The following is a 23,588-nucleotide window of genomic DNA, read 5'->3' on the forward strand; positions in this document are numbered from 1 at the left end:
TGCGCGGGATTGCCCGGCTCCCGGCGGTTCCGGCAAGCGTCCCTGGCGCCGCGACCGGTCGCGCTACCAGCAACCGCGCCGGTCCCAGCACCGCACCGGATCCGCGCCACTGCCCCGCGCCACGCCGTGGAGGCCATCCGTGAACCCGGCCGTCCTGCAGAGCGCGAGCACCGACCTCCTCGTCGCCGGCACCCTGCTCCTCTGGGTCTCGCTGCTGATCCGCGCCCCGGCCGCCCGGCGCTCGCCTCCGCGGCGGCGCATGCTCATCGCGATCGCCAGCCTCGCCACCTCGATCACGGTCGCCCTCGATCCGGTCACCGGCCTGGTCAACCGCGCGCTCCGGCTCGGCGACACGTGCGGCATCGTGGTCAACGTCTGGGGCGTGGTCAGCTCCGCGCTCATCCTCGACTTCGTCCTCGCCGCCACCTCCCGCCGCCGCCCGCTGCTGGTCTACGGCGCCGCCGCGCTGGTGAGCGCCGCCTTGCTGCTGCTCAACACCGGCGCCACCGCGGCGGCCTGCGTCACCCAGGCGGACGCGCCGTGGTTCGACCTGTTCTGGCTGCTGCTCTGCCTCGCGCACGTGCTGGGCACCGGCCCCGCCGCGGTCCTGTGCGCCCGCTACGGCCGCCGCGCCACGACCCGTCCCCTGCGCGCCGGCCTGTACGTGCTCGCCACCGGCTTCGCGTCCTCGACCGTCTTCTGGGGCCTGGTCGCGCCCGCCTACCTGGTCACGCGCTCACCGTGGGTGGCCGCGACGTTCCCGCTCAACGTCGCGGTCACCGCGTGGGTGATGGCGCTCGGCACGGCCCTGCCGCAACTGCTGCGGCTGCACCGGTCCGTGCACGACCGCCGCACCTTGCGCAGGCTGGAACCGTTGTGGCGGCGGCTGGTCGCGGCGGTGCCGCAGGTCCACCTGCCGGAGAACGGCCGCTGGGCCAGCGACCTGCGGCTGTACCGCCGGGTCATCGAGATCCGCGACGCGGTCCTGGTCCTGCGCGACTACGTCGCCCCGGCCACGCTCGCGGCGGCCCGCGCGCACGCCGGCTCCGAAGCCCTCGCCACGGCCTGCTGGCTCCCGCTGGCCGAAGCTGCCAAACGACGCGGCGCGCACCCGCGCACGGCGCCCCCGCCGGGCGAGGACTGCTCGGGCGACGAGTGGGCCGACGAGGTCGGCTTCGCGCTCACCCTCGCCGAGCACCAGGACTCCGCTCTGGTCCGGTCCTTCCGGCCGGACGCCGAGCTCACTCAGCGGTAGTAGCCCTCCACCGGCACGCGCGCCTCCTCGAACAGGAACGGGCCCTCCTGCGGCACCGGCTTCGCCACGACGGGCGCGGTCGGCTCCTTCAGGCTCTCCAGCTGCTCACCGGACAACGCGAACACCACGCGCCCCAGCCCGGACCGCGCCAGCGCGCCCTCGCACATCCCGCACGGCTGGCAACTGGTGTACATCGTGGTGCCGGCCGCCGTCTCCGGGTCCAGCTCACGCGCCGCCCACCGGGCCAGTTTCTGCTCGGGGTGGGCGGAGATGTCCCGGTCGGTGATCGTCGTGTTGCGGTCCTCGGCGAGGATCCGCCCGTCGGGACCGACCAGCAGCGACCCGAACGGCGGGTTGCCCGACGCCCGGGCCTCCCCCGCCAGCTCGATCGCGCGCCGCAAGTACTTCTCGTCGTCGGACATCAGCCCTCCAGATGGGCGCGGACGGTCGCCAGCGCCTGCCACGCGGCCTGCGGCCGCAACGTTTCCGCCGGGTCACCACTGAACGGGTCGAGCACCACGGTCTCCGCGCCCAGCACCCGCAACTCTTCGAGGTCGGCCACGATCTGCTCGATGGTGCCCTCACCGGCCAGCCGCTCCCCGGTGATCGGACGGCCGGTCAGGCGCAGCGCGATCCGCGGCACCAGCGACGGCACCGGCTGGCCCGCTTCGTCGGCCAAGGCCTTCAGCTTCCCGGTCGCCGACCGGAACCACTCGGGCGCGAACCGCAGCGGGTGCCACGGCTCACCTCGCCGCACCGCCCGCCGCATCGCCGCGGGGCTGTTCCCGCCGATCCACAACGGGATCTGCGCGGTGCGGTAACCGGGATCGGCCCACGCCTCGCGCAGCGCGTCGAGGTACTCGTCGGTCAGCGCGCCGCGCCGCTCGAACGGCACGCCCAGCGCCGCGAACTCCTGGCGCGCCCAGCCGACCCCGACGCCGAGCACCAGCCGCCCACCGCTGAGGGCGTTCAGGTTCGCCGCCATGCGCGCGGTCAGCAGCGGGTGCCGGTAGGGCAGGACGAGCACCGTGGTGCCGAGCCGGATCCGCTCGGTCACACCGGCCAGCCAGGACAACGTCGTGAACGGCTCGTAGAACGGCGCCGGGTACTGCTCCGCCACGTCCGCCGTGATCGCCACGTGGTCGGACACCATCAGCAGGTCGTAACCCAGGCCCTCCACCGTCCGGCCCCAGTCGCGCAGCACGCCCGGATCCGTGCCGGGGCCGAAGTTCGGAACATTCACACCGATTCGCACGGCATCCAGGTTAGGCAGCGATCACCGGCACGCACACCGATTCCTTGCGGTCTTCCCGGCCGTCCACCGTGGATCTCCCGGTATTTTCGGCTTATGACCGAGACTCTCGACGCGACCGACTGGGCGATCCTCACCGAGCTGCAGCGGGACGGCCGGGTGCCGCTGACCGAGCTGGCCCGCCGGGTCAACCTCAGCGCCTCCGCGACGACCGAACGGGTCAAGCGGCTCGAAGCGTCGGGCGTGATCACCGGCTACCGCGCGGAGGTCGACCTCGGCAAGGTCGGGTACCCGGTGCTCGCCGTGGTGCGGCTGAAGTACCCGGGCAGCAGGCACGAGCCGCTGCACCGGCTGCTCGCCGAGCGCTGCGAGATCCTGGAGTGCCTGCGCACCACCGGCGACGACTGCTACACGCTGAAGGTCGCGGCGGCCTCGATGGAGCACCTGGAGGAGGTCGCGGACCAGCTGGCGCAGTTCGGGAGCACGACGACGAGCGTGGTGTACCGGCGGACGCTGCCCGCGCGCGGTCCCGCCGGACCGCCGGCAGTCAGACCAGCGGTCGTCCCGAACGCAGGCGGCGGCGCAGGTCCCAGAGGTAGGCGTTGAACGGGAACTCCCGCAGGAGCTTCGGGGACAGCCGCACCCCCAGTCCGACCGCCTTGAGCACCCGCTCGAACCGGCGCTGGTCGCGTGGCGTCCAGTCGAGCTTCATCTCCTCGCGGAACCGGCCGGGCAGGAACCCGGTGGTGACGAACCGGTTGACCGGCCCCAGCGTGCGGCTCACGAAGGTGGGCAGGAACTTCAGGTCGGCGATGTCGAGCAGGTGCTGCCGCACCTTGTCGTCGATCGAGATTTCGGCCAGCGCCTCGTTCCAGTACTCCTCGAAGGCCCGCCGGTCGGCGGGCCACATGTCCTCCTTGACCTGCAGCGTGGTGCCCAGCCGCGCGGAGTTCCGGTAGATCTCCTCGGTCTGCTCGGGCGTCAGCGGCCCGATGAACGCCTCGTAGACGTCCTCGAACCCGCGGTACAGGCACGCGGCGACCCACAGTTGCAGCTTCGGGTCGAAGGCGTTGTAGGACACCGGGCTGGACGGGGTCGAGCGGACCCGCGCGTGCGAGGCGTTCACGGCCTTGCGGTAGGCCTTGCGCTCCTCGTCGGTGCCCAGCGCGGCCACGGCCAGGTAGGTGACCGTGGTCCGGCTCCGCTTGATCGGGTGCTTGAACAGGTTCCCGCTGTCCACGCGGCTCTCGTACACGCCGTAGCCGACGGCGGGGTGCGCGAGCTGCATGATCACGTTCGCGCCGCCGGCCAGCAGGCCGGCCCCGATCATCGCGTCGTCGAGGCGGGTGGCGGCAGCCTGGGCCATCGTCGGTCTCCAATTCTGCTCACGCATGTTCGCAGATATTGCAGCGCGGCCGGCGCGCGCCTGTCAAGATGGGGGTGTGGAATCGACATCGCTGCGCACCTACGGCGGCGTCGCGGGCGAGGACCGGCAGGCCGAGCGCCGCGCCCAGCTCGTCGAGGCCGGCCTGGAACTCCTCGGCGCGCGCGACGGCGACCGGAACCTGACCGTGCGGGGCGTGTGCCGCGAGGCGGGGCTGGCCGCGCGGTACTTCTACGAGAACTTCGCCGACCGGGACGCGCTGGCGGTCGCGGTGTACGACTCCGTGGTCGAGGGCATCGCGGCCACGACCCTGCAGGCCGTCCAGTCCGCGCCCGGCAACGCGCGCGCCAAGACCCATGCCGGGCTGAGCCGCCTGGTCCGCACGATCGCCGAAGATCCACGCAAGGGCTTCCTGCTCTTCTCCCCCAGCCTGAACAACACCGTGCTGGCCGAGCGGCGCGCCGCGTCCGCGCGGTGGTTCGCCGGCCTGCTCGGCCTGCAGGCCCGCGAGTTCTACGGGATGCCTTCCACGGCCCGGCTGGACCTGCTCGCCGAGATGCTGGTCGGCGGGCTGTCCCAAGCACTGACCTCGTGGCTGGACGGCAACCTCGAACTGTCCGAAGAGGACCTGGTGGAGCACTGCACCGAAGTCTTCCTCGCCGTGTCGAAGATCGCCTGAGGCCGTTACCTAACGATCGCTAATGAGCTATCGTCGGGACCGGACCACTGGAGGTGCCGCCGATGACCGCTGTCCGGATCGCGAACTTCTCCGGCTATCTCGGGGACCGCTTCACGGCGATCGACGAGGCGATGAGCGGTGACCCGGTCGACGTCCTGATCGGCGACTACCTCGCCGAGGTCACCCTGGCCGCCCTCGCGACCGGTTACCGGCGCGACCCCGAGCGCGGCTACGTCGAGTACTTCGTCGACCAGATCCGCCCGCACCTGGCCGCGATCGCGCGGCGTGGCGTGAAGGTCGTGACCAACGCGGGCGGCTTCCACCCCGCCGCGCTCGCGGAGAAGCTGCGCAAGGTCGCCGCCGACGAGGGGGTGCCGCTGCGGATCGCGCAAGTCGAAGGCGACAACGTGCTGTCCCGGCTGGGCGAGTACGCCCACGCCGGGCACCGGCTGGAGAACCTGGACACCGGCGAGCCGCTGGCGTCCTGGGGGCACGAGCCGCTGGCCGCGAACGCCTACCTGGGCGGCTGGGGCATCGCGGCCGCGCTCGCCGAGGGCGCGGACATCGTGGTGTGCGGTCGCGTCGCGGACGCCTCCCTGGTCACCGGGCCTGCCGCGTGGTGGCACGGCTGGGCGGTCGACGACTGGGACGCGCTCGCCGGCGCGGTCACCGCCGGCCACGTCATCGAGTGCGGTTCGCAGGCCGTGGGCGGCAACTTCTCCGGCTTCACCCGCATCCCGGACATGCTGGTGCCGGGTTTCCCGATCGCCGAGGTCGCCGCGGACGGCAGCAGCGTGATCACCAAGCACGCCGGGCACGGCGGCGCGGTCACCGTCGACACCGTGACGGCGCAACTGGTCTACGAGATCCAGGGCCCGCGTTACCTCAACCCGGACGTCACGGTGCACCTGGACACCGTGCGGCTGACCGCGGCCCGCCCGGACCGGGTCGCGGTCACCGGCGCCACCGGCTCCCCGCCCCCGCCGACGACGAAGGTCGCGGTGTTCGCCGCGATCGGCCACACGCTCGTCAACACCGTCTACGTCACCGCGCCGGACGTGGACGCGAAGGTCGCCCTGCTGCGCGCGCAGATCACGCGGGACCTGCCCGAGGGCGTCGAGCTGGACATCACGCGCCTGGGCACCGCGGCCACCGACCCCGAGACGCAGTGGGACGCGACGGTCGCGTTGCGGGTGATGGCCGTCGCCGCGACCCCGGAGCCGCTGGCGAAGCTGAACCTGCCCGCGCGGCTGGGATCGCTGTACCTGCAGAGCATCCCGGGCTTCTACCACGACGGCGGCGCCGGGCTGACCGGCCGCAGCAGGCCCCGCATCGACTACTGGCCCGCGCTGCTGCCGATGTCGGAGGTGGCGCACCGCGTCGTCCTCGACGACGGCCGCACGCTGCCGATCGGGCCGCCGCCGTCCGCGCCGGTCCAGCCGCAGCCGGTGCATCCCGAACCCGCGGAGCGGCCGCTGCCGGACCGGGTCCGGAAGGCGCCGCTGGGCACGGTCGCCTACGCCCGCAGCGGCGACAAGGGCGGCAACAGCAACGTCGGGGTGTGGGTGCCCGACGAGCGCGCGTGGCCGTGGCTGCGGCAGGCGCTGTCCACGGCGGAGCTGCGGAAGCTGCTGCCGGAGGCGGCGGAACTGGACATCGTCCGGCACGAGTTCCCGCACCTGCGGGCCGTCCACTTCGTCCTGCGCGGCCTGCTCGGCACCGGCGGGTCGGCGAACCTGCGTGCCGACCAGGTCGGCAAGGCCGTCGGCGAGTACCTGCGCGCCAAGCACGTCCCGATCCCCGAGGAGCTGCTCGACGATGTCGCTCACTGACCGCATCACCGCCGCCGTGGCCGAGCCGGCCACGAGCGACGAGTTCGACCCGCACGCCGAGCTGACCGAGGTGCTGGCCGGGATCGGGATGAGCCCGGCCGACACCGGCGGCGCGATCACGTTCCGCGGGGCGGACCCGGTGGTGCCGAGCACGCTGCGGCTGGGCGGGTCGGCGGCGATCGCGCTGGCCGCGAAGTCCGCCGCGATCGCGAAGCTGTGGCGGTCGCGTGGCGGCGACGGGCAGGACATCGCGGTCGACCTGCGGGTGGCGCCGCACCGGCTGTGCCCGTTCTACGACCGGAAGTGGGAGCTGCTCAACGGTCACCCGGCGAGCGCCCCGGCGAACCCGTCGCAGGCGCTGGGTTTCCGCTTCTACCGCACGGCGGACGACGAGTGGGTGATGCCGCTCAACCCGTACCCGAAGATCAAACTGGCGGCGCAGAAACTGCTCGGCGTGCCCGACGACACCGAGGCGGTCGCCGCGGCGATCGCGAAGTGGCGGGGCCGGGACCTGGAGAACGCGGCGGTCACGGCGGGCGCGGTGCTGCCGATGCTGCGCACGCCCGCGGAGCTGATGGCCGAACCGCACTACCGCGAGGTGCTGGCGGACCTGCCGCTGGTGGAGATCACGAAGATCGGCGACAGCGCGCCGGAACCGCTCGGCCCGGCGGAGGACCCGCTGGCCGGGGTGCGGGCGCTCGGGATGGGGCACGTCATCGCGGGCGCCGGGGTGGGCCGGGCGCTCGCGCTGCACGGCGCGGACGTGCTGAACGTGTGGCGCCCCAACGAACTCGAGCACGACGTCACCTACATCACGGCGAACGTGGGGGTGCGGTCGGCGACCGTGAGCCCCTACGAGGCAGAAGGCGCCGGGCTGTTGTGGTCGCTGCTGCGGGACGCGGACGTCTTCTACGCCAACCGGCGGCCGGGCTACCTGGCCAAGATCGGGTTCTCGGCGGAGGAGGCCGCGGCGGTGCGGCCCGGCATCATCCACGCGACCGCGTCGCTGAACGGGGAACAGGGCCCGTGGGCGGACCGCGTGGGGTTCGACCAGAGCGCGGGCAGCCTGGTCGGGATGATGCACCTGGAGGGCGACGGGGTGCGGCCCGCGCTGCCGCCGATCCTGGTGGTCAACGACTACATCGTGTCGTGGCTGCTGGCGGCGGGGATCGTGGAGGCGCTGACGCGGCGCGCCCGGGACGGCGGCAGCTACCGGGTGCACGTGTCCCTGACGCGGGCCGCGCTGTGGATCCTGAGCCTGGGCGTGTTCGACAAGGCGTACGCGACGGAGACCGCGGGCCGCGGGGAGGAGCACGCGTACCTGGACCCGGAGACGTTCACCGCCGAGACGCCGCTCGGGCACTACCAGGGCGTCACCGACCAGGTCCACATGTCCGCGACGCCGGGCCACTACCGGACGGTGCTGGTGCCGCGCGGTTCGTCACGGGCGGAGTGGCTGGGGTAGCACCACTGGTCCACATCGAACGAGGAGGAGGCCGGCGATGACCGGATACTGGCTGCGCCGGATCGAGCGGTGCGACCCCGAGCGGGACCACCAGGAGATCTACCGCATCTCCATCGGCTTCGAGTTCCCCTGGGACTACCAGCGGGCGCTGGAGTTCGCCCTGTTCCGCACGTACTGCGTGCCGAGCGTATCGCAGTTGCTCGCCGCGACGGGCGAATTCGAGAAGCGGCCGCAGAAGCGCTACGACGACACCGCCCTGCTGATGGCGGAGCTGGCCGAGAACGGGTACGACTCGCCGCGCGGGCGGGAGGCGCTCAGCACGGTCAACCGGATGCACGGCCGGTACCGCATCAGCAACGACGACATGCTGTACGTGCTGTCGACGTTCGTCTACGACCCGATCGACTGGATCGACGAGTTCGGCTGGCGGCCGCTGCACGAGAACGAGCGCCAGGCGGCCTACTTCTACTTCCGGGAAGTCGGCCGCCGCATGGGCATCAAGGACATCCCCGGCGACTACGATTCCTTCCGGAAGTTCAAGGACGCCTACGAAGAGGCGAACTTCGTGTACTCGGCGGACAACAACCGGATCGGCCGGTACACATTGGACCTGTTCTGCGCGTGGTACCCGAAACCGCTGCGGCCCGCGGTCGCGATGGGCGCCAAGAGCCTGCTCGACGACCGGATGCTGGCGGCGTTCGGGTTCCGGCCGAGCCCGGCGTGGGTGGGGCGCGCGGCACGGGCCGGCCTGCACGCGCGATCAGCGGTGGTGCGGCTGCTGCCGCCGCGGCGGAAGTCGAAGCTGCTGAACTCGAAGGTGCGCAGCTACCCCGGTTACCCGAAGGGGTACTCGCCATCGGACCTCGGCGCGCCGGAGCCGCCGGCCGACATCGACCCGGCCTTGCTGCGACGCTCTCGATAGCTCCAGGGAGCCGCTACGCGGGTTTCTCAATCGCCGGCTGCGCTTCGCTACGCCCCGATTGAGCCCTCCCGAACCCGATCTTTCAGTGTTCGGTTGCCGAGACACCGCGTCAAGCCGGGAAAGCGTGCCTTGACCCGGTGTCTCGGCAACCGATTGGGCTGGGGATCGGGTTGCGGGAGAGGGGTGGCTCGGGGGTGTGTGGTTTGCGTTGCCGGGTGGCGGTTTTGCGCCGCGGGTTTGCCGGGCTGAGGCTCGCACGCCGGTCGGGTGGTTGCGGGACGGCGCGGCCGCACCCCTGTGGTCGCGCCGTCCCGGGTCTACTTGGTCGCCGCCTCGAAGAACCACGCGACCGTCAGCGCGCCCGGGTCCGTGACGCCCCGCGCGTGCTCGCCGACGTAGCTCGCCCGGCCGCGCTTCGCCAGCAAGGCCTCCGTCGAGCGGGCTCCGGCGTCGGCCGCGGCGGCGGCGTCCTTCAGCGCGGTTTCCACGTCGGCGCCCCGCTCGGCCGCGGCGGCCAGTGCCTCCGCCGCCGGCACCATCGCGTCGACCATCGTCTTGTGGCCCACCTCCGCGCCACCCAGACGGCGGACCGTCGCTTCCGCTTCGCCCGCGGCGCGCGCCAGGCTCCGCGCCGACACCTCGTCCCCGAGGCCCTTCGCGAACTCGCGGAACCACATGCCGAACAGCGGGCCGCTGGTGCCGCCCGTGTGCAGGAACGCGTTCGACACCGCGGTGAACACCTCACCCGGGGTGCGCGGGTCGTCCGCGGTCAGGTTCGCCCGCACCTTCGCCAGCGCGGACCGGAGGTTGGTGCCGTAGTCGCCGTCACCGGCGCGCCGGTCCAGCTCCGTCAGCTCGGCGCCGCGCTCGTCGATGACGGCGGCGAACCGCTCGATCCAGGCACGAGTGTCCACAATGGTCTCCTTCACCACGTCAGGGCCGGCGTGCGGACCGGCGCGTCCCACAGGGCCAGCAGTTCGTCGTCGGCGCGCAGCAGCGTGATCGAGCAGCCCCGCATGTCCAGCGCGGTCACGTACGAGCCCACCAGCGCGCGCCCGATGCGCACCCCCAGCCCGTCCAGGAACCCGCCCAGCTCGCGGTGCACCACCGACAACTCCAGACCGTGCGTCGCCCCGAGGCCGTTGACGATCGCGATCACCTCGTCGCCCCGGTCCAGGCCGAGCGCGGCCACCAGCGGTTTCGTCAGATCGCCCACCAGCTCCCGCACCGGCGCGAACGGGCGCCGCCCGACACCGTGCTCGCCGTGGATGCCGACCCCGAACTCGATCTCGCCGTCGGGCAGGTCGAACGACGGCCGGTCCTGTCCCGGCTGCGTGCACGCCTCCAGCGCCAGCGCCAGCGTGCGCGCCGACGACACGATCCGCTCCCCCAGCGCGGCCAGCTCGTCCAGCGACGCGCCGTTCTCCGCGGCCGCACCGCAGATCTTCTCCACCGCGACGACCGCCGCCGTGCCGCGACGGCCCGGCGCGCCGTCCTCCTGGCCGTCGGTGGCGAGGTCGTCGTCGACCAGGACGGTGCGGGTCTCGATGCCGTCGTCGGCGGCCAGCTCGGCGGCGATGCGGAAGTTCAGCACGTCACCGGTGTAGTTCTTGACGATCAGCAGCACCCCGCGGCCGCGGTCGGCGGCGGCGATGGCGGCGCGGATCTGGAACGCGGTCGGGCTGGCGAACACCGCGCCCGGCACGGCCGCGTCCAGCATGCCGCTGCCAACGAAACCGGTGTGCAGCGGCTCGTGCCCGGAGCCACCGCCGGAGACCAGCGCGACCTTGTCCGCCTGCCGCGCGCGGACCACGTACGCCGGGTCCTCGTGGTAGCGGACGAGGTCCGGGTGCGCGCGTTGGAGCCCCTCCAGGGCCTCCCGCACGAAGTCGTCCGGATCGTTCACGAGCTGGCGTGCCGCCATGCCACCCCTCCGTCATCGTCGACTGTCATTCGACATTATCGAATGTCTTCCGAAGATAGAACGACGCGGGACTGTTGTAAAGTGCGGCTGGCAGGAGGGTGCGCCGATGATCCAGTCCGTCGACCGGGCGGTCCGCGTGCTCGGCGTGCTGCAGGCGGAACGGCGGCTGAGCCTGTCCGAGATCGCCGCCCGGCTCGGGCTGGCGCCGTCCACAGTGCACGGCATCATCAAGACCCTGCAGGCCCACGGTCTGGTGCTGCAGGACCGCGACTCCGCCCGCTACCGGCTCGGGCCGGCGGTGCTCAAGCTGGGCAACGTCTACCTCGACACCCTCGAACTGCGGTCCCGCGCGCTCACCTGGGCGGCGGAGCTGGCGCGCACGACCGGCTGCGCGGTGCGGACCGGGGTGCTGCTGCCGGGCGAGGTGATGATCGTGCACCACGAGCCGCGCCCGGACGGGTCCCGCCAGATGCCGGAGGTCGGGATCGTCATCCCGGCGCACGCGAGCGCGCTGGGCAAGGCGATGCTGGCGTGGTCGCCGGGCCTGGCGCCGGAGCCGCTGCGCAGCATGACCCGGGACACCATCACCGACCCGGCGAAGCTGGCCGTGCACCTGGAGCAGGTGCGCGGCGAGGCGCTGGCGACCGAGGTGGAGGAGGCGGTGATCGGCGAATGCTGCGTGGCCGCGCCGATCTTCGACGCCGGGCAGGACATCGCCGGGGCGATCGGCGTGGTGGTGCCGATGACGGACTGGCCCGCCGAAGCCGCCGTACCAGGCGCGGTGCGCGAGGCGGCCCGCGCGATCTCCCGCGAGCTGGGCGCGCCGTCCTGGCCCCCGGCGGGGTGAAGGCGCCATGACCTGGACGGGCGAGCTGCTGCGGATCTTCACCGCCGAGACCGCCGGGGCCGCGATGGCGGAACTGGGCGAGGCGGTCCTCGTCGCGGGCCACGGCATCGAGGGCGACCGGTACGCCACCGGCCGCGGCCTCTACTCGACGCGCCCGCACGAGGACCGGCAGGTCACCCTGATCGAGGAGGAGACGCTGGTCGCCCTCGCCCGTGACCACGAGCTCACCCTCGAACCCGGGGAGACTCGCCGCAACCTGCTCACCCGCGACGTGCCGCTGAACCACTTGGTGGGCAAGCACTTCCGCGTGGGCGGCACCGTGCTGTTCGGCGGACGGCTCAACGTGCCGTGCCGCTACCTGGAGAACCTGCTCGGCAAGCCGGTGTTCGCACCGCTGGCGAACCGGTCCGGGCTCAACTGCCGCATCGTCACCGGCGGCACGATCCGGCCCGGCGACCGCATCCTGCCCGCATGATCGCGTCCCCGCCGGGTACCCGGCCGGCATGACGACCTCACCGTTCAAACCCGACCCGTACCTGGGCGAAGAGCGCATCGCCGCCGCGGATGCCGGTCCCGGCGCGCCCGAGCCGGCGCCCGGGTTCGGGCCCCGCGGCGGCAACGAAGAAGACGAGCACCGCGGCGAAACGGCGGACCAGGAGCGCGAAGACTCCTGATCCGCCGTCCGCCAGCGGAATCAGTACGGGCAGGTCGACCGGTACTCCTCGATCGCCAGGCCGCTCGGGTTCGGGCAGAGGAACTGGTCGTAACGCGTGTCGTTGTCGATGAACCGCTTGAACCACGAAATCATGTACTTCGCCATCGTGGTGTTGGACGTGTTCGGGAAGAAGTGCGACGCGTTGTTCAGCTCCATGTACGCCTTGTCCAGCGAGCTGGGCAGCGACGTGTAGAACGGCTCGGAGTGCGTGGCGACCGGCGCGACCGAGTCGGACTCGCCGCCGATGATGAACGTCGGCACCTGCACGCTGGAGAAGTTCTTCCGCAGGTTCCACGGCGCGAGCGGGACGGCCGCCTGCAGGCTGGGCCGTTCGTCGGCCGCCTCCAGGGTGCCGCCGCCACCCATCGAGTGGCCCGCGACGCCGAGACGGCTGCTGTCGATGCGGCTGCGCACCGTGCTGCGCTGCGTGAGGTAGTCCAGCGCGGCGAGCAGCTGGTCACCCCGGCTGGACGGCTGGTCGTAGCGGGTGATCGTGTCGATGGTGAACACGACGAACCCCTGCGAGGCCAGGCGCGGCCCGATCCAGGCGATGCTGGACTGGTCCGCCGTGTAGCCCGGCGAGATCGCGACCGCGCCGAACGTGCCCTGGCTGGTGTCGGTCGGGTAGTAGATGGTGCCCCCGCCGAAGCCGCTGACGGCCAGCGACGAAACCGTGGTCTGCGAGACGGCGAACGGGCCACGGCTGGCCTCGATGCTCGACTCGGTGGGGTCGGGCCCGCGCTCGTACGGGTTGTCGGCGGCCTGGGCGGAGGCGGTCGCGGTGGCGGTGCCCGCGACCAGTGCCAGCGCCGTGACCAGCCGGGCCAGGTGTCTTGGTGAACGTGCCATGCGTTCGAACTCCCTTTCCGTGAGAGGGGAACCAGGGAACTCTGGCAAAGGCCGCCAACCACGCGCATCGGTGAAATCACCAGTCAGCGGAAGCGGGCGGCCAGCTCCACGCGGGACCGGATGCCGAGGCGCGCGAAGATGTTGCGCAGGTGGTGGTCGACCGTGCGGTGGCTGATCACCAGCTGCGCCGCGATCTCCCGGTTCGTCGCGCCCTCGGCGACCAGCCGGGCGATCTGCAGTTGCTGCGGCGTCAGGTCCGCCGGCTTGGCGCAGCCCGGCACCGACTCCCCCGCCGCCCGCAGCTCGGCCGTCGTGCGCTCGGCCCAGCGCGGCGCGTCGTAGCGCTGGAAGATCTTCAACGCGTCCCGCAGCAGCTCCCGCGCGGCCCGCGCCTTGCGGTTGCGGCGCAGCCGGTGCGCGTAGAACAGCTCGGTCTTGGCCAGTTCCAGCGCGGTCTGGCTGGCGCGGTGCAGCTCGATCGCGGTCTCGAAGTGCTCGTCGGCGTCCGGTTCGCCGAGCAGCGCGCGACAGCGGTGCGACAGGGCCATCCGGACGTCGCTGCCGGTGCTGCGGGCCCAGTCCTCGTAGGGGGCCAGCGCCTTGGCTGCCTTCACGGTCTGCCCGCAGCGGGCGGCGGCCTCGACGAAGTGCGGCGTCGCCATCGCCCGGATCCCCGGGTGCACCCGGCCGGTGCCGGCCGCCATCAGGCGGAACCGGTCCAGCGCGTCCTCCGGCCGGTCCTCCGCGAGATCGACACACGCCGAAGCCCACGTGCTCAGCGCGCCGGGCCGCCCGAGCCCGCGGGTGGCGACCTCGTGCCCGGCCGCGTCCAGCCGCGCCTGCGCGGTCTCCCGGTCGCCGCGCAGGGACGCCTCCAGCGCGAGGATCGTCAGGTGGTCGACCGCCGAGTTCGGCTGGCCGATCGTGCGTGCCATCCGCAGCCCCTCCAGCGCGCTGGACAGCGCCGCCGAATGCCGGTCCAGCAGCAACTCCGACATCGCCACATACACCAGCGCCCACGGCACGACCGCGGTGGTGCCGCGGCTGCCCGCCGAGGTGACCGCGCCGACGGCCAGTTCGTGTGCGCGAGCGGCGTCGCCGAGCGTGTAGGCGGCCTGGCTCGCCCAGATCTTCGCCACCGGCTCGTCCAGCACCCCGCCGAGCCCGACGACCCGGCGCAGCGGTGCGGCCGCGCGGTCGTGCCGTCCGCGGAAGGCGTCGCTCATGCCGGCGAAGTGGTCCAGGATCAGCCGGGTGCGTGGCGAGTCGTCGGGGCGGCGCAGCTGCTGCGCGCGGTCGGCGATCGCGTAGTACCGCACGTAGTCGCCGGCCAGGCAGCTCGCCTCGCCGGCCAGCATCAGCGCGGTGAGGGCGTGGTCGCGCTGGGCCCCGGCGAGCTGGTTCGCCGCGACGAGCAACGTCTGGCTCGCCACCGCCGGCATGCCCTCACGCATTTCCAGGCTGCCCTGCAGCAGGTCGGCGACGCCGCGCACGGACGTGCCCCGCGCCAGCGGACGGGCCTGGCGCAGCAACGCCCGCGCCCGCCGGGGCCGCCCGGCCAGCCAGAACTCCGACGCCGACTCCAGCAGCTCGCCCGCCAGCCGCGGGTCCGCGCCCCCGGCGAGCGCGGCCCGGTGCCAGGTGCAGCGCAGCCGGTGCCGGTCCGGGTCCAGCACGGACAGCAGGAGGGTGTGGGTGGCCCGCCGGTCGGCCAGTGGCGCCTCCTCGCGGATCAATGCCTGCAGCAGCGGGCTGGCGGTGAGGACGTGATCGCCGTCCAGGCGGACGAACCCGGCCGTCCGGGCCTCCTCCAGCGCGCGGAGGTCCACTCCGGACCGTTCGGTGGCGCGCACCAGGGTGTCCACGTCCAGCCAGTCGTCGAGCGCCGCCATCAGGGCGATCTCGCGGGCGCCGCGATCCAGCGCGGCGAGCCGCTCGCGAACCGCGCGGCGCAGTCGGCTGTGCGGCGGGATCCGTCCCTCGGCGGCCAGCTCGGTGAGGGCGAGCGGGTTGCCGGAGGCCAGGTCGAGCAGGTCCGGGACGGGTTCGGGGACGCCGTGGTCGGCGAGCACCTGGGCGCTGTCCTCCGCGCCGAGCGGTTCGAGCCACACCGCGGGGACTCCGTCGAGCGGCGTCCCGGCCGTGAACACCACGAGCACGCCGGCGCCGGACAGCCGGCGAGCCGCGAAGGCCAGCGCCTCGCGTGATTCGGGGTCGAGCAGGTCGGCGTCGTCGACCAGGCACAACAGCGGCGCGGCGGCGGTCAGCGCCGCGTGCACGGCGCGGCCGAGCGCGAGCGGCTCCGCGGGGAGATCGGTCAGTTCCGGCAGGAGCTGGAGCAGGCCGCAGTGGGCGAGGTGCCGTTCGGCCGCCACGCCCCTGGCCTCGCGGACGCCGAACCCGGCGGCCTCGGCCCTGGCCGCGGCGAGCAACGCGGTCCGGCCCGAACCCGGCTCGCCGAGCACGACGAGACCGCCGCCGCGGCCGTCCCGGGCGTCCCCGAGCGCGCGGCGGAGCACCGTCAGCTCACGATCGCGACCACGCAGAACCACCTGGTCAACGGCGCCCATGGCGTCATCGTGCCCCGCGCCCCCGGCCGTCCGTAAGGGACTGTTGTGGGGAACTCACGCGCCCGCCGCTTTTTGAGCCAGGAACACGCACGCGGATGACAAGTTTTCCGGCGCCGCGAGGCTCAGGGGGCCAGCCGCGGGCCGTCCGGCCACCCGGGCCCGCACTTCCCCGTCAGCCCGCCCGGCCACCCGCACGGGACAGCAAGCCCGTAGACCGGCCACCCGCGGACCGGCCCGGCGGGCCGCTACGGCTTGCGCCCCACCGCCCCGACGATGCACCGCGCCGCGAGGCTCAACGGCGCCAGCCGCGGGCCGTCCGGCCACCACTCGTCGCAGACGGCGAGTCCGGGCTCGGACAGCGCGTTCGGCTTGATCAGCTCCAGGCCGTCGAGCATCGCCATGATCTCGTCGCGCGTGCGGAACCGCCCGGCGCCCATCGGGCCGTTGACGAGGATGTTCTCGATCCGCTTGGCCACCTCGGTCAGCTCCGGCACCTCGGGGTCGAAGAAGTGCGAGAACACCACGTAGGAGCCGGAGGGCAGCGCGTCGATGTAGGCGCGCATGATGCCGGCGGCGCCGTCGCCCTCGTAGTGGTGCATCGTGCCGACGTGCAGCAGCACCAGCGGCTCGCTGAAGTCGAGGTGGCGCCGCACGACCTCGTCGCCGAGCACCTCGGACGGCTCGAAGATGTCCGCCTCGGTCATGTGCACGAAGTCGTTCTCCTCGAGCAGCGCGCGGCCGTGCGCGAGGACCACCGGGTCGTTGTCGACGTAGACGACCATCGCCTCGGGGTTGGCGCGCTGCACGATCTGGTGCGTGTTCTCCGCGGTCGGCAACCCCGAACCGCAGTCGAGGTACTGGGCCACGGTGGTCTGGCCGGCGAGGAAGCGGCAGGCGCGGTTGAGGAAACCACGATTGCCGCGGGCGATGTCCACCGCCTCCGGGACCGCTTCGTTGATCTTCCGCATCACCATGCGGTCGACCTCGTAGTGGTCCTTGCCGCCGAGGAATCCGTCGTAGATGCGGGCGATGCTCGGCCGGGTCGGGTCGACGCCGACCGGCACCTGGCTGGGCGAAGAAGCCATCACAACACCTTCTCGCGAGCTGGTGGGTGAACACACAGTAGTGCTCCGCGTTCGCCCCGTGGAACCGCCCTCAGGCGACGGGCGCGGACTGGGCCAGCGCGCCGGTCAGGGTCGAGTACACCGGCAGCACCCGGTCCAGGCCGGCGAGCTTCAGCGGCTGCAGCACGGTCCCGCTCGCCGCGACGACCCGCAGCGGCGTGTGGTTGCGGGTGCACCGGTCGTCGGAGTTGATCAGCAGCGTCAGGCCGCACCAGCCGAAGAACTCGACGTCCCGCAGGTCGAGCACGACGGGCGCGGGCGGGGTCGCGACGGTCACCGCGGTGCTGAGCTCCTCCTGGAGGTGCCCGAGCGAGCTGAAGTCCACCTCGCCGGCGACGTGCACCACGACAGCGGAACCACGGACCTCCCGGCGGGTGGTGAGCAGACCGTCGGCGGAGGTGCTCCGTGACATGCCGCTGCCCTCCCCTGCGCCCGAGGCCCGGTGCGGTTGTCCTATCACGGGAGGTGCGGGGTGTCCACCGATCCACCGGCCCCGACCTGGCGTTTCGTCCTCGTTGGCCTCGTCCCGAAGGAGTCACCCGCCGGGTTTCGCGCATGTTTCCCCCATATTTTTCCTTGACATGACGTTTTCCTGCACCGACGATCGCTGGCATGCAGAATGACGTCAAGGTTGGCGAGCTGGACCGCCGGATCGTCGCCGCGTTGCAGCTCAACGGCCGGGCGTCGTGGGGCGCCGTGGCCAAGTACGCGGGCACCAGCGAGTCGACCGTCCTGCGCCGCGCCGCCCAGCTCACCGAGAGCGGGCAGCTGCGCGTCATCGGCGTGGTGGACGTGCTGCGCTGCGGGCTCGGCGTGCCCGTCCTGGTCCGGTTCCGCTGCCGTCCCGGCACCGCGGGCGCGGTCGCCGAGGCGGTCGCGGCGCGCCCGGAGACCCGCTACGCCAGTGTCCTCACCGGCAGCGCGGACTGCACCGCCGAGCTGGTGCTGCCGACGCACTCCGACGTGGCGCGGCTGCAGCTGGACGGCCTGCCCGTCGGCGGCGACGTCCTGGAGACCGAGACGCTCGCCGTGATGCGGACCTTCACGTCCAACCACGACTGGGACTCCGGCGTCCTCGGCCCGGACGCCGTCGCGGGCCTGCGTGGTGAAGACGTGCGGCCGTTCGAAGAACAGCTGTGGGAGCGGCCGCCGGAGAAGCTCGACGAGCTGGACCTGGCGATCATCGCCGCGCTCGGCGAGGACGGCCGGATGTCGTTCAAGGAGCTGTCCCGCCAGGTCGGCAGCAGCGAATCGACCGCGGCGCGGCGGGTGGACTCGCTGGTCAAGCGGGGCTGCCTGCGCTTCCGCACGCTCGCCGAGCCGGGCATCCTCGGCTTCACCGTCGAGTTCATGCTGTGGCTCTCGGTGCTGCCCGGCCACCTCGACGCCGCCGGGCAGCAGCTGGCCGCCCACCCCGGCACGCGGTACCTGTCCGCCACGACCGGCCGCTTCAACCTGGTCGGCCAGGTCGTGCTGCGGCACTACGGCGAGCTCTACCGGCACACCACCGACGTCGTGGGCGCGCTGCCCGGGCTGCAGGCCGCCGACGTCACGCTCCAGGTGTCGACCCTCAAGCGCGCCTGGACCCCCACTCCCCGCACCATCCTGGAGGAAGCGTGAACGACCAGCTCCACCCCTGGCAGTGGGACGAGCCCACTTGGCGCGGGCACGTCGGACGGGTGCGGGCCGGACGGCCGCTGCGCCCGTCGTCGTGGCCCGGCGGCGCGCGTGTGGCGGTCGCGCTGTCGTTCGACTCCGACCACGAGACGCCCGCCCTGCGCGACGGCGAGGTGCTGCCCGGCAAGCTAGCGCAAGGCGAGTACGGCGCGCGCGTCGGCGTGCCGCGGATCCTGCGGTTGCTGGAGCGGTTCTCCGCACCCGCGACGTTCTTCATGCCTGCGGTGTCGGCCCTGCTGCACGACGGCGAAGTGAAGTCCTATGTGGACGGCGGGCACGAGGTGGCGCTGCACGGCTGGATCCACGAGCGCAACACCTCCCTGCCGCCGGAGGCCGAGCGCGACCTCGCCTTCCGCGCCGCGGACACGCTGGAGCGGCTGGCCGGGACCCGTCCGGTGGGCATCCGCACGCCGTCCTGGGACTTCTCCGCCGCCACGCTCGCGATCACCCGTGAGCTGGGCCTGGCCTACGACTCGTCGCTGATGGCCGACGACGACTGCTACGAGCTGCTGGCCGACGGCGAACCGACCGGGGTCGTCGAGCTGCCGGTGGAGTGGATCCGCGACGACGCGCCGTACTTCATGATGGAGCGCTTCGCGTCGCTGCGGCCGTACACGCCGCCGCGCGGGGTGCTGTCCATCTGGCGCGACGAGTTCGACGCGGCCCACGCCGAGGGCGGGTTGTTCCAGCTGACCCTGCACCCGCACATCATCGGCCACCGCTCGCGGATGGCCGTGCTGACCGAGCTGCTGGAGCACATCAGCGGCCACGACGTCTGGTTCGCCACCCACGCCCAGGTCGTCGCCCACGTCCTCGCCGAGCAGGAGGCACCGTGACCACCCACGCCGCGACCGCCCAGGAGCACCGGCTCTCGCCCGCGCAGCGCAAGGCGATCGTCGCCGGCGCGGTCGGCAACACCGTCGAATGGGTCGACTGGGCCGTGTACGCGACCTTCGCCCCGGTGTTCGCCAAGCAGTTCTTCACGCCGGGCAACGAAACCACCGCACTGCTGTCCACGTTGGCCGTGTTCGCGGTCGGGTTCGTGATGCGGCCAATCGGCGGCGCGGTGCTCGGCGCCTACGCCGACCGGCACGGCCGCAAGAAGGGCCTGACGCTCACCATCTCGCTGATGGCGGGCGCGTCGCTGGTGATCGCCGCGTGCCCGACGTACTCGAAGATCGGGGTGCTCGCGCCGATCGTGCTGCTGCTGGCCCGGCTGGTGCAGGGCTTCTCCGCCGGTGGCGAGTTCGGGTCGTCCTCGGCGTTCCTCATCGAGTCCGCGGCCCGCGGGCGGCGCGCGTTCGCCGGGTCCTGGCAGCAGGTTTCGGTCGGCGCGGGCGCGCTGATCGCGTCGCTGATGGGAACCGTGCTGAACTCGACGCTGTCCGACGCGCAGCTGCAGAGCTGGGGCTGGCGGCTGGCGTTCGGCATCGCCGGGCTGCTCGGACTGGTCGGGCTGTGGCTGCGCCGCTCGGTGCACGAAACCGAGGCGTTCACCCGGATCAAGGACCGGCCGCGCGGCAACCCGCTGGTGGCGATGTTCCGCGACCACCCGAAGGCCGCGCTGCGGGTCGCCGGCGTGACGATCGCCGGCACCCTCATCTACTACGTGTGGGTCACCTACATGCCGACCTACGCGCACCTGGCGACCGGCATCCCGCTGCGGCAGGCGCTGCTGGCGAACACGCTCGCGATCGTGGTGTTCCTGATCCTGCTGCCCTTCGGCGGGCTGCTGTCCGACCGGATCGGCCGCAAGCCGACGATGGCCGCGTTCGCCGCCGGGTTCCTGCTGTTCTCCTGGCCCGCGTTCCACTTCCTGGCGGCGGACTTCTGGACGCTGTTGCTCATCGAGATCGTCGGCATGGTGCTGATCGTCGGGTACTCGGCCAACTGCGCGGTGATCATGGCCGAGCAGTTCCCGCCCGAGGTGCGCACCACCGGCATCGGGCTGCCGTACGCGCTGGCCGTCGCCGTGTTCGGCGGCACCGCGCCGTACGTGACGACCTGGATGAACGCGCAAGGGTTCGGGCACCTGGTGTGGCTGTACGTGGCGATCGCCGCGGTGATCGGCCTGGCCGTCTACACGACGATGCCGGAGACGAAGGGTAAGGAGCTGTAGTGCGGCACGTGCTCGTCACCGGCGCCGCGAGCGGGATCGGCGCCGCGATCGCCGCCCGGTTCCGCGGTGACCGGCTGACCCTGGCCGATGTGGACGGTGACCGGCTCGCCGCGGTGGCTGCCGGACTGGGCGCCGGGTGCCGGGTCGGCGACCTGGCCGACGCCTCGTTCGCGGAGTCCTTTGTGGACCCGGATGTCGATGTGCTGGTCAACGCGGCCGGGATCTACCCGGCGACGCCGCTGCTGGAGATGACGGCGGCGACGTGGGACCGGGTGCAGGACGTCAACGTGCGCGCGGCGATGCTCACGACCGTCGCGTTCGGACGGAGCTGTGTCGCGGCCGGGCGCTCCGGCGTGGTGGTGAACATCTCGTCGGGCGCGGCGACGCGAGCCCGTCCCGGTGCGGCGCACTACGCCACGTCGAAAGCGGCGCTGGAGATGCTGACGAAGGCGTGCGCCGTCGAGCTGGGGCCGCACGGCATCCGGGTCAACGCGGTCAGCCCGGGGTTCGTGACCGTGGACAGCGCGGCGAACCCGGTCACCGAGGAGTACGCGGCCGCGGTGTCGGTCAACCCGCTCGGGCGGCGCGGTCAGCCGGCCGACATCGCCGAGGCGGTGCACTGGCTGGCGGGCGAGCAGGCCGCGTGGATCACCGGCGCGGTGCTGCGCGTGGATGGCGGTTCGACCGCCGGCGCGCCGGGATTGCCGTTGCACTGGGACGGCGCGACCGCCGTCCAGGAGGGGAGTTCGCATGTCTGAGCCGTACACGGTCGTCGGCGGCGGGGCGATCGGCGGCACGCTGGCGTTCCACCTGGCGCGGGCCGGGCACCCGGTGCGGATCGTCGACACCGACGCCGCGCACGTCGCCGCGATCCGGCGTCACGGGCTGGTGTTGCGGGGTCCCGGCGGCGACGCGAGCGTTGCGGTGGAGGCGTGTTCACCCGACGAGGCGCCCGCGGTTGTGGGCCGGGTGCTGCTGGCGGTGAAGGCGCAGGCGACTGAGCAGGTCCTGCCGTGGCTCGCGCCGCGGCTGGCGCCGGACGGGTTCGTGGTGTCGCTGCAGAACGGGCTGAACGAGCAGGCGATCGCGGCGGCGGTGGGCGCCGAGCGGACGGTGGGGGCGTTCGTGAACCTGTTCGCCGACGTGGTCGAGCCCGGCGTCGTCCAGGACGGCGGCGCGGGCGCACTGGTGGTGGGCGAGCCGGACGGGCGGATCACGCCGCGGGTCGAGCGGATCGTGGCCGACCTGCAGGCGTGGGGCCCGGCCAAGGCGACGGCGAACGTCGAGGGGTTCCTGTGGTCGAAGCTGGGTTTCGGCGCGATGCTGACCACGACGGCGCTGGCCGACGCGCCGATGGCGGACCTGATCGACCGGCACCGCCCGCTGATGCACGCGATCACGGCGGAGGTGCTGGCCGCCGCGGGCGACCGGGTGCTGGAGCCGTTCGACCAGTTCGACCCGGCCGCGTACCTGCCGTCGGCGTCGCCGGTGGCCCGGGAGGCGGCGACGGACCGGCTGGTGGCGTGGCTGCGGACCCAGCCGAAGGACCGCAGCGGCATCTGGCGGGACATCGCGGTGCGGCGGCGGCCGGTCGAGGTGCACCACCACTACCGGCCGGTGCTGGAGCTGGGCGGGGTGCCGTTGCTGGCGGCGGTGCTCGCCCTCTTGCGGGACGTCGAGAGCGGACGCAGGCTGATGTCGGAAGATCACCTGAGCGAACTGGAGCGGATGCTGTGACCGATGTCCGGGCGTTGCACGAGTGGGCGCGGGCGCACTGCGAGGAGATGGTCGACGACCTGGGCCGGTACACCGGGCTGGAGACGCCGAGCACCGACCGGCTGCTGCTGGAGGCCGGGCTGTCCTGGCTGGACGGCTGGCTGCGGGCGCGGCTCGGCGAGCCGGCGTCGGTGGGCGTGACCGAGGGCGGCGAGTTCGGCGACGTCCGGGTCTACGACTACGCGGGATCGGACGCCGCGCCGGTTCTGCTGCTGTGCCACTACGACACGGTGTGGCCACAAGGGACACTCGACGGGTGGCCGTTCACAGTGGACGGTGACATCGCGACAGGGCCGGGTGTGTTCGACATGAAGGCCGGGCTGGTGCAGGCGGTGTGGGCGTTGCGGGCGCTGGAGGCGGCGGGGCTGCCGCGGCCGCCGGTGCGGCTGGTGCTCAACGGCGACGAGGAGATCGGCAGCCCGGTGTCGCGGCCGGTGATCGAGAAGTCGGCGGCCGGGGTGCAGGCGGCGCTGGTGTTCGAGGCCGCGGCCGACGGTGCGGTGAAGACGGCGCGCAAGGGCGTCGGGATCTACCGGGTGTCCGCGACCGGGGTGGAGGCGCACGCGGGGCTGGACCCGGGCAAGGGCGCGAGCGCGGTGGACGAGATCGCGCGGGTGGTGCTGGCGCTGCACGGGCTGACGGACCTGGCGGCCGGGACGACGGTGAACGTCGGCGTGGTCGGCGGCGGTTCGCGGGGGAACGTGATCGCGGGCTCCGCCTGGGGCGAGGTGGACGTGCGCGTGTCGAGCGCGGCCGAGGCGGCGCGGATCGAGGAGGCGCTGGCCGGGCTGGCGGCGGCCGATCCCCGCGCGACGGTGACCGTGGAGGGCGGCTGGAACCGGCCGGTGATGGAACGGTCGCCCGGGATCGCGGCGTTGTTCTCGCGGGCGCGGGACCTGGCCGCGGAGATGGGGGTGACGCTGCGGGAATGCGCGGTGGGCGGCGCCAGCGACGGCAACTTCGTGGCCGCACTGGGCGTCCCGGTGCTGGACGGTTTCGGCGCCACCGGCGACGGGGCCCACGCACGCCACGAGCACGTCTCGGTGAGCGGCATGGTGGAACGGAGCGCCCTCGCCGCCGCGGTACTCACCTCGCTGGCCTGAGGCTGTTCGCGCCTTACCGGGAGAGCGCCTGGCCCCGGACGGCTGGCCGCGGGCGGCTGGCCACTGGCCACTGGCCGCTGGCGGCGGGCGACCGG

General features: G+C 72.9%; 24 protein-coding genes. 15 read left to right on the top strand and 9 right to left on the bottom strand.

What is annotated here, in order from left to right; genetic code table 11:
- Positions 1–139: 139 nt before the first annotated feature.
- A complete protein-coding gene (locus tag AMY39116_RS0330250) occupies positions 140–1,255 on the top strand; it encodes an MAB_1171c family putative transporter (protein ID WP_020421354.1) in 1,116 nt (371 codons plus the stop codon).
- On the opposite strand, the gene AMY39116_RS0330255 is transcribed toward AMY39116_RS0330250, so the two are convergent.
- Complete coding sequence (locus AMY39116_RS0330255) at positions 1,246–1,677, bottom strand: deaminase (RefSeq protein ID WP_020421355.1); 432 nt, start codon at positions 1,675–1,677, stop codon at positions 1,246–1,248. The two genes, AMY39116_RS0330250 and AMY39116_RS0330255, sit on opposite strands and share 10 nt — an antisense overlap.
- The gene (locus AMY39116_RS0330260) at positions 1,677–2,510 is read right to left on the bottom strand and encodes an LLM class flavin-dependent oxidoreductase (protein WP_027936345.1); all 834 of its coding nucleotides are present in this window, start codon (positions 2,508–2,510) and stop codon (positions 1,677–1,679) included. The genes AMY39116_RS0330255 and AMY39116_RS0330260 overlap by 1 nt, the downstream gene beginning before the upstream one ends.
- A 93-nt stretch (positions 2,511–2,603) precedes the next feature.
- Here AMY39116_RS0330260 and AMY39116_RS0330265 point away from each other — a divergent pair, with 93 nt between their 5' ends.
- On the top strand, positions 2,604–3,113 hold the full coding sequence (locus tag AMY39116_RS0330265; RefSeq protein ID WP_020421357.1) for an Lrp/AsnC family transcriptional regulator: 510 nt from the start codon (positions 2,604–2,606) through the stop codon (positions 3,111–3,113).
- On the opposite strand, the gene AMY39116_RS0330270 is transcribed toward AMY39116_RS0330265, so the two are convergent.
- Positions 3,055–3,873: an oxygenase MpaB family protein gene (locus tag AMY39116_RS0330270; RefSeq protein WP_020421358.1), complete on the bottom strand. Its 819-nt coding sequence runs from the start codon at positions 3,871–3,873 to the stop codon at positions 3,055–3,057. The genes AMY39116_RS0330265 and AMY39116_RS0330270 overlap by 59 nt on opposite strands.
- Before the next feature lie 76 nt (positions 3,874–3,949).
- Between AMY39116_RS0330270 and AMY39116_RS0330275 the strand changes: the two genes are divergently transcribed.
- The 4 genes from AMY39116_RS0330275 (at position 3,950) to AMY39116_RS0330290 (ending at position 8,789) form a co-directional block, all read left to right on the top strand.
- Entirely contained in the window at positions 3,950–4,570 is a 621-nt protein-coding gene (locus AMY39116_RS0330275) for a TetR/AcrR family transcriptional regulator (RefSeq protein ID WP_020421359.1), read from the top strand.
- A 62-nt stretch (positions 4,571–4,632) separates the two neighbouring features.
- Positions 4,633–6,402 carry an acyclic terpene utilization AtuA family protein gene (locus tag AMY39116_RS0330280; protein WP_020421360.1) on the top strand — a complete coding sequence of 590 codons (1,770 nt, stop codon included), beginning with the start codon at positions 4,633–4,635 and terminating at the stop codon, positions 6,400–6,402.
- Positions 6,389–7,867 (top strand): CoA transferase, encoded by a 1,479-nt coding sequence (locus AMY39116_RS0330285; protein ID WP_020421361.1) that lies wholly within the window; start codon positions 6,389–6,391, stop codon positions 7,865–7,867. The genes AMY39116_RS0330280 and AMY39116_RS0330285 overlap by 14 nt, the downstream gene beginning before the upstream one ends.
- A 37-nt stretch (positions 7,868–7,904) precedes the next feature.
- Positions 7,905–8,789 (top strand): oxygenase MpaB family protein, encoded by an 885-nt coding sequence (locus AMY39116_RS0330290; protein ID WP_020421362.1) that lies wholly within the window; start codon positions 7,905–7,907, stop codon positions 8,787–8,789.
- Between the two features lie 317 nt (positions 8,790–9,106).
- On the opposite strand, the gene dhaL is transcribed toward AMY39116_RS0330290, so the two are convergent.
- Positions 9,107–9,703: a dihydroxyacetone kinase subunit DhaL gene (gene dhaL, locus AMY39116_RS0330295; RefSeq protein WP_084506189.1), complete on the bottom strand. Its 597-nt coding sequence runs from the start codon at positions 9,701–9,703 to the stop codon at positions 9,107–9,109.
- Between the two features lie 11 nt (positions 9,704–9,714).
- Positions 9,715–10,713, bottom strand: a complete 999-nt coding sequence (locus AMY39116_RS0330300) for a dihydroxyacetone kinase subunit DhaK (protein WP_020421364.1) — start codon at positions 10,711–10,713, stop codon at positions 9,715–9,717.
- A 106-nt stretch (positions 10,714–10,819) separates the two neighbouring features.
- Here AMY39116_RS0330300 and AMY39116_RS0330305 point away from each other — a divergent pair, with 106 nt between their 5' ends.
- Genes AMY39116_RS0330305 through AMY39116_RS46865 form a run of 3 tightly spaced genes read left to right on the top strand, consistent with a single transcriptional unit; the run spans position 10,820 to position 12,234 of the window.
- Complete coding sequence (locus AMY39116_RS0330305) at positions 10,820–11,560, top strand: IclR family transcriptional regulator (RefSeq protein WP_020421365.1); 741 nt, start codon at positions 10,820–10,822, stop codon at positions 11,558–11,560.
- 7 nt (positions 11,561–11,567) lie between these two features.
- Positions 11,568–12,035 (top strand): MOSC domain-containing protein, encoded by a 468-nt coding sequence (locus tag AMY39116_RS0330310; RefSeq protein ID WP_020421366.1) that lies wholly within the window; start codon positions 11,568–11,570, stop codon positions 12,033–12,035.
- Between the two features lie 28 nt (positions 12,036–12,063).
- Positions 12,064–12,234, top strand: a complete 171-nt coding sequence (locus AMY39116_RS46865; protein ID WP_020421367.1) for a hypothetical protein — start codon at positions 12,064–12,066, stop codon at positions 12,232–12,234.
- A 20-nt stretch (positions 12,235–12,254) separates the two neighbouring features.
- On the opposite strand, the gene AMY39116_RS0330320 is transcribed toward AMY39116_RS46865, so the two are convergent.
- From AMY39116_RS0330320 to AMY39116_RS0330335, 4 genes are all read right to left on the bottom strand, one after another.
- Positions 12,255–13,124 carry a dienelactone hydrolase family protein gene (locus tag AMY39116_RS0330320; RefSeq protein ID WP_020421368.1) on the bottom strand — a complete coding sequence of 290 codons (870 nt, stop codon included), beginning with the start codon at positions 13,122–13,124 and terminating at the stop codon, positions 12,255–12,257.
- 83 nt (positions 13,125–13,207) lie between these two features.
- Positions 13,208–15,694: a LuxR family transcriptional regulator gene (locus AMY39116_RS0330325; RefSeq protein ID WP_027936347.1), complete on the bottom strand. Its 2,487-nt coding sequence runs from the start codon at positions 15,692–15,694 to the stop codon at positions 13,208–13,210.
- Between the two features lie 245 nt (positions 15,695–15,939).
- Positions 15,940–16,779 (bottom strand): SAM-dependent methyltransferase, encoded by an 840-nt coding sequence (locus tag AMY39116_RS0330330; RefSeq protein ID WP_027936348.1) that lies wholly within the window; start codon positions 16,777–16,779, stop codon positions 15,940–15,942.
- A gap of 70 nt (positions 16,780–16,849) precedes the next feature.
- Positions 16,850–17,230, bottom strand: a complete 381-nt coding sequence (locus tag AMY39116_RS0330335) for an anti-sigma factor antagonist (protein ID WP_020421372.1) — start codon at positions 17,228–17,230, stop codon at positions 16,850–16,852.
- A gap of 200 nt (positions 17,231–17,430) precedes the next feature.
- On the opposite strand from AMY39116_RS0330335, the gene AMY39116_RS0330340 reads away from it, so the two are divergent.
- The 6 genes from AMY39116_RS0330340 to AMY39116_RS47195 are packed head-to-tail and all read left to right on the top strand — an operon-like array spanning position 17,431 to position 23,493.
- Positions 17,431–18,438 carry an Lrp/AsnC family transcriptional regulator gene (locus AMY39116_RS0330340; RefSeq protein WP_020421373.1) on the top strand — a complete coding sequence of 336 codons (1,008 nt, stop codon included), beginning with the start codon at positions 17,431–17,433 and terminating at the stop codon, positions 18,436–18,438.
- Positions 18,435–19,331, top strand: coding sequence for a polysaccharide deacetylase (locus tag AMY39116_RS0330345; protein ID WP_020421374.1), 897 nt, complete (start codon positions 18,435–18,437; stop codon positions 19,329–19,331). Before AMY39116_RS0330340 ends, AMY39116_RS0330345 begins: the two co-directional genes overlap by 4 nt.
- A complete protein-coding gene (locus AMY39116_RS0330350) occupies positions 19,328–20,614 on the top strand; it encodes an MFS transporter (RefSeq protein ID WP_020421375.1) in 1,287 nt (428 codons plus the stop codon). The genes AMY39116_RS0330345 and AMY39116_RS0330350 overlap by 4 nt, the downstream gene beginning before the upstream one ends.
- Positions 20,614–21,372, top strand: coding sequence for an SDR family NAD(P)-dependent oxidoreductase (locus AMY39116_RS0330355; RefSeq protein ID WP_020421376.1), 759 nt, complete (start codon positions 20,614–20,616; stop codon positions 21,370–21,372). Before AMY39116_RS0330350 ends, AMY39116_RS0330355 begins: the two co-directional genes overlap by 1 nt.
- Positions 21,365–22,351 (top strand): ketopantoate reductase family protein, encoded by a 987-nt coding sequence (locus AMY39116_RS47190; protein WP_039791841.1) that lies wholly within the window; start codon positions 21,365–21,367, stop codon positions 22,349–22,351. The genes AMY39116_RS0330355 and AMY39116_RS47190 overlap by 8 nt, the downstream gene beginning before the upstream one ends.
- The gene (locus AMY39116_RS47195; RefSeq protein WP_039791842.1) at positions 22,348–23,493 is read left to right on the top strand and encodes a M20/M25/M40 family metallo-hydrolase; all 1,146 of its coding nucleotides are present in this window, start codon (positions 22,348–22,350) and stop codon (positions 23,491–23,493) included. Before AMY39116_RS47190 ends, AMY39116_RS47195 begins: the two co-directional genes overlap by 4 nt.
- Positions 23,494–23,588 lie beyond the last annotated feature (95 nt).

Source organism: Amycolatopsis sp. ATCC 39116, assembly GCF_000231075.2.
GTDB classification, from domain to species: Bacteria; Actinomycetota; Actinomycetes; order Mycobacteriales; family Pseudonocardiaceae; genus Amycolatopsis_E; species Amycolatopsis_E tucumanensis.

What these genes read in the sequence shown, in the direction of transcription:
- AMY39116_RS0330255 (WP_020421355.1), bottom strand. Translation starts at nt 1,677, where the DNA reads ATGTCCGACGACGAGAAGTACTTGCGGCGCGCGATCGAGCTGGCGGGG.
- AMY39116_RS0330265 (WP_020421357.1), top strand. Translation starts at nt 2,604, where the DNA reads ATGACCGAGACTCTCGACGCGACCGACTGGGCGATCCTCACCGAGCTG.
- AMY39116_RS0330270 (WP_020421358.1), bottom strand. Translation starts at nt 3,873, where the DNA reads ATGGCCCAGGCTGCCGCCACCCGCCTCGACGACGCGATGATCGGGGCC.
- AMY39116_RS0330280 (WP_020421360.1), top strand. Translation starts at nt 4,633, where the DNA reads ATGACCGCTGTCCGGATCGCGAACTTCTCCGGCTATCTCGGGGACCGC.
- AMY39116_RS0330285 (WP_020421361.1), top strand. Translation starts at nt 6,389, where the DNA reads ATGTCGCTCACTGACCGCATCACCGCCGCCGTGGCCGAGCCGGCCACG.
- AMY39116_RS0330290 (WP_020421362.1), top strand. Translation starts at nt 7,905, where the DNA reads ATGACCGGATACTGGCTGCGCCGGATCGAGCGGTGCGACCCCGAGCGG.
- AMY39116_RS0330300 (WP_020421364.1), bottom strand. Translation starts at nt 10,713, where the DNA reads ATGGCGGCACGCCAGCTCGTGAACGATCCGGACGACTTCGTGCGGGAG.
- AMY39116_RS0330305 (WP_020421365.1), top strand. Translation starts at nt 10,820, where the DNA reads ATGATCCAGTCCGTCGACCGGGCGGTCCGCGTGCTCGGCGTGCTGCAG.
- AMY39116_RS0330310 (WP_020421366.1), top strand. Translation starts at nt 11,568, where the DNA reads ATGACCTGGACGGGCGAGCTGCTGCGGATCTTCACCGCCGAGACCGCC.
- AMY39116_RS46865 (WP_020421367.1), top strand. Translation starts at nt 12,064, where the DNA reads ATGACGACCTCACCGTTCAAACCCGACCCGTACCTGGGCGAAGAGCGC.
- AMY39116_RS0330320 (WP_020421368.1), bottom strand. Translation starts at nt 13,124, where the DNA reads ATGGCACGTTCACCAAGACACCTGGCCCGGCTGGTCACGGCGCTGGCA.
- AMY39116_RS0330325 (WP_027936347.1), bottom strand. Translation starts at nt 15,694, where the DNA reads ATGGGCGCCGTTGACCAGGTGGTTCTGCGTGGTCGCGATCGTGAGCTG.
- AMY39116_RS0330330 (WP_027936348.1), bottom strand. Translation starts at nt 16,779, where the DNA reads ATGGCTTCTTCGCCCAGCCAGGTGCCGGTCGGCGTCGACCCGACCCGG.
- AMY39116_RS0330335 (WP_020421372.1), bottom strand. Translation starts at nt 17,230, where the DNA reads ATGTCACGGAGCACCTCCGCCGACGGTCTGCTCACCACCCGCCGGGAG.
- AMY39116_RS0330340 (WP_020421373.1), top strand. Translation starts at nt 17,431, where the DNA reads ATGCAGAATGACGTCAAGGTTGGCGAGCTGGACCGCCGGATCGTCGCC.
- AMY39116_RS47190 (WP_039791841.1), top strand. Translation starts at nt 21,365, where the DNA reads ATGTCTGAGCCGTACACGGTCGTCGGCGGCGGGGCGATCGGCGGCACG.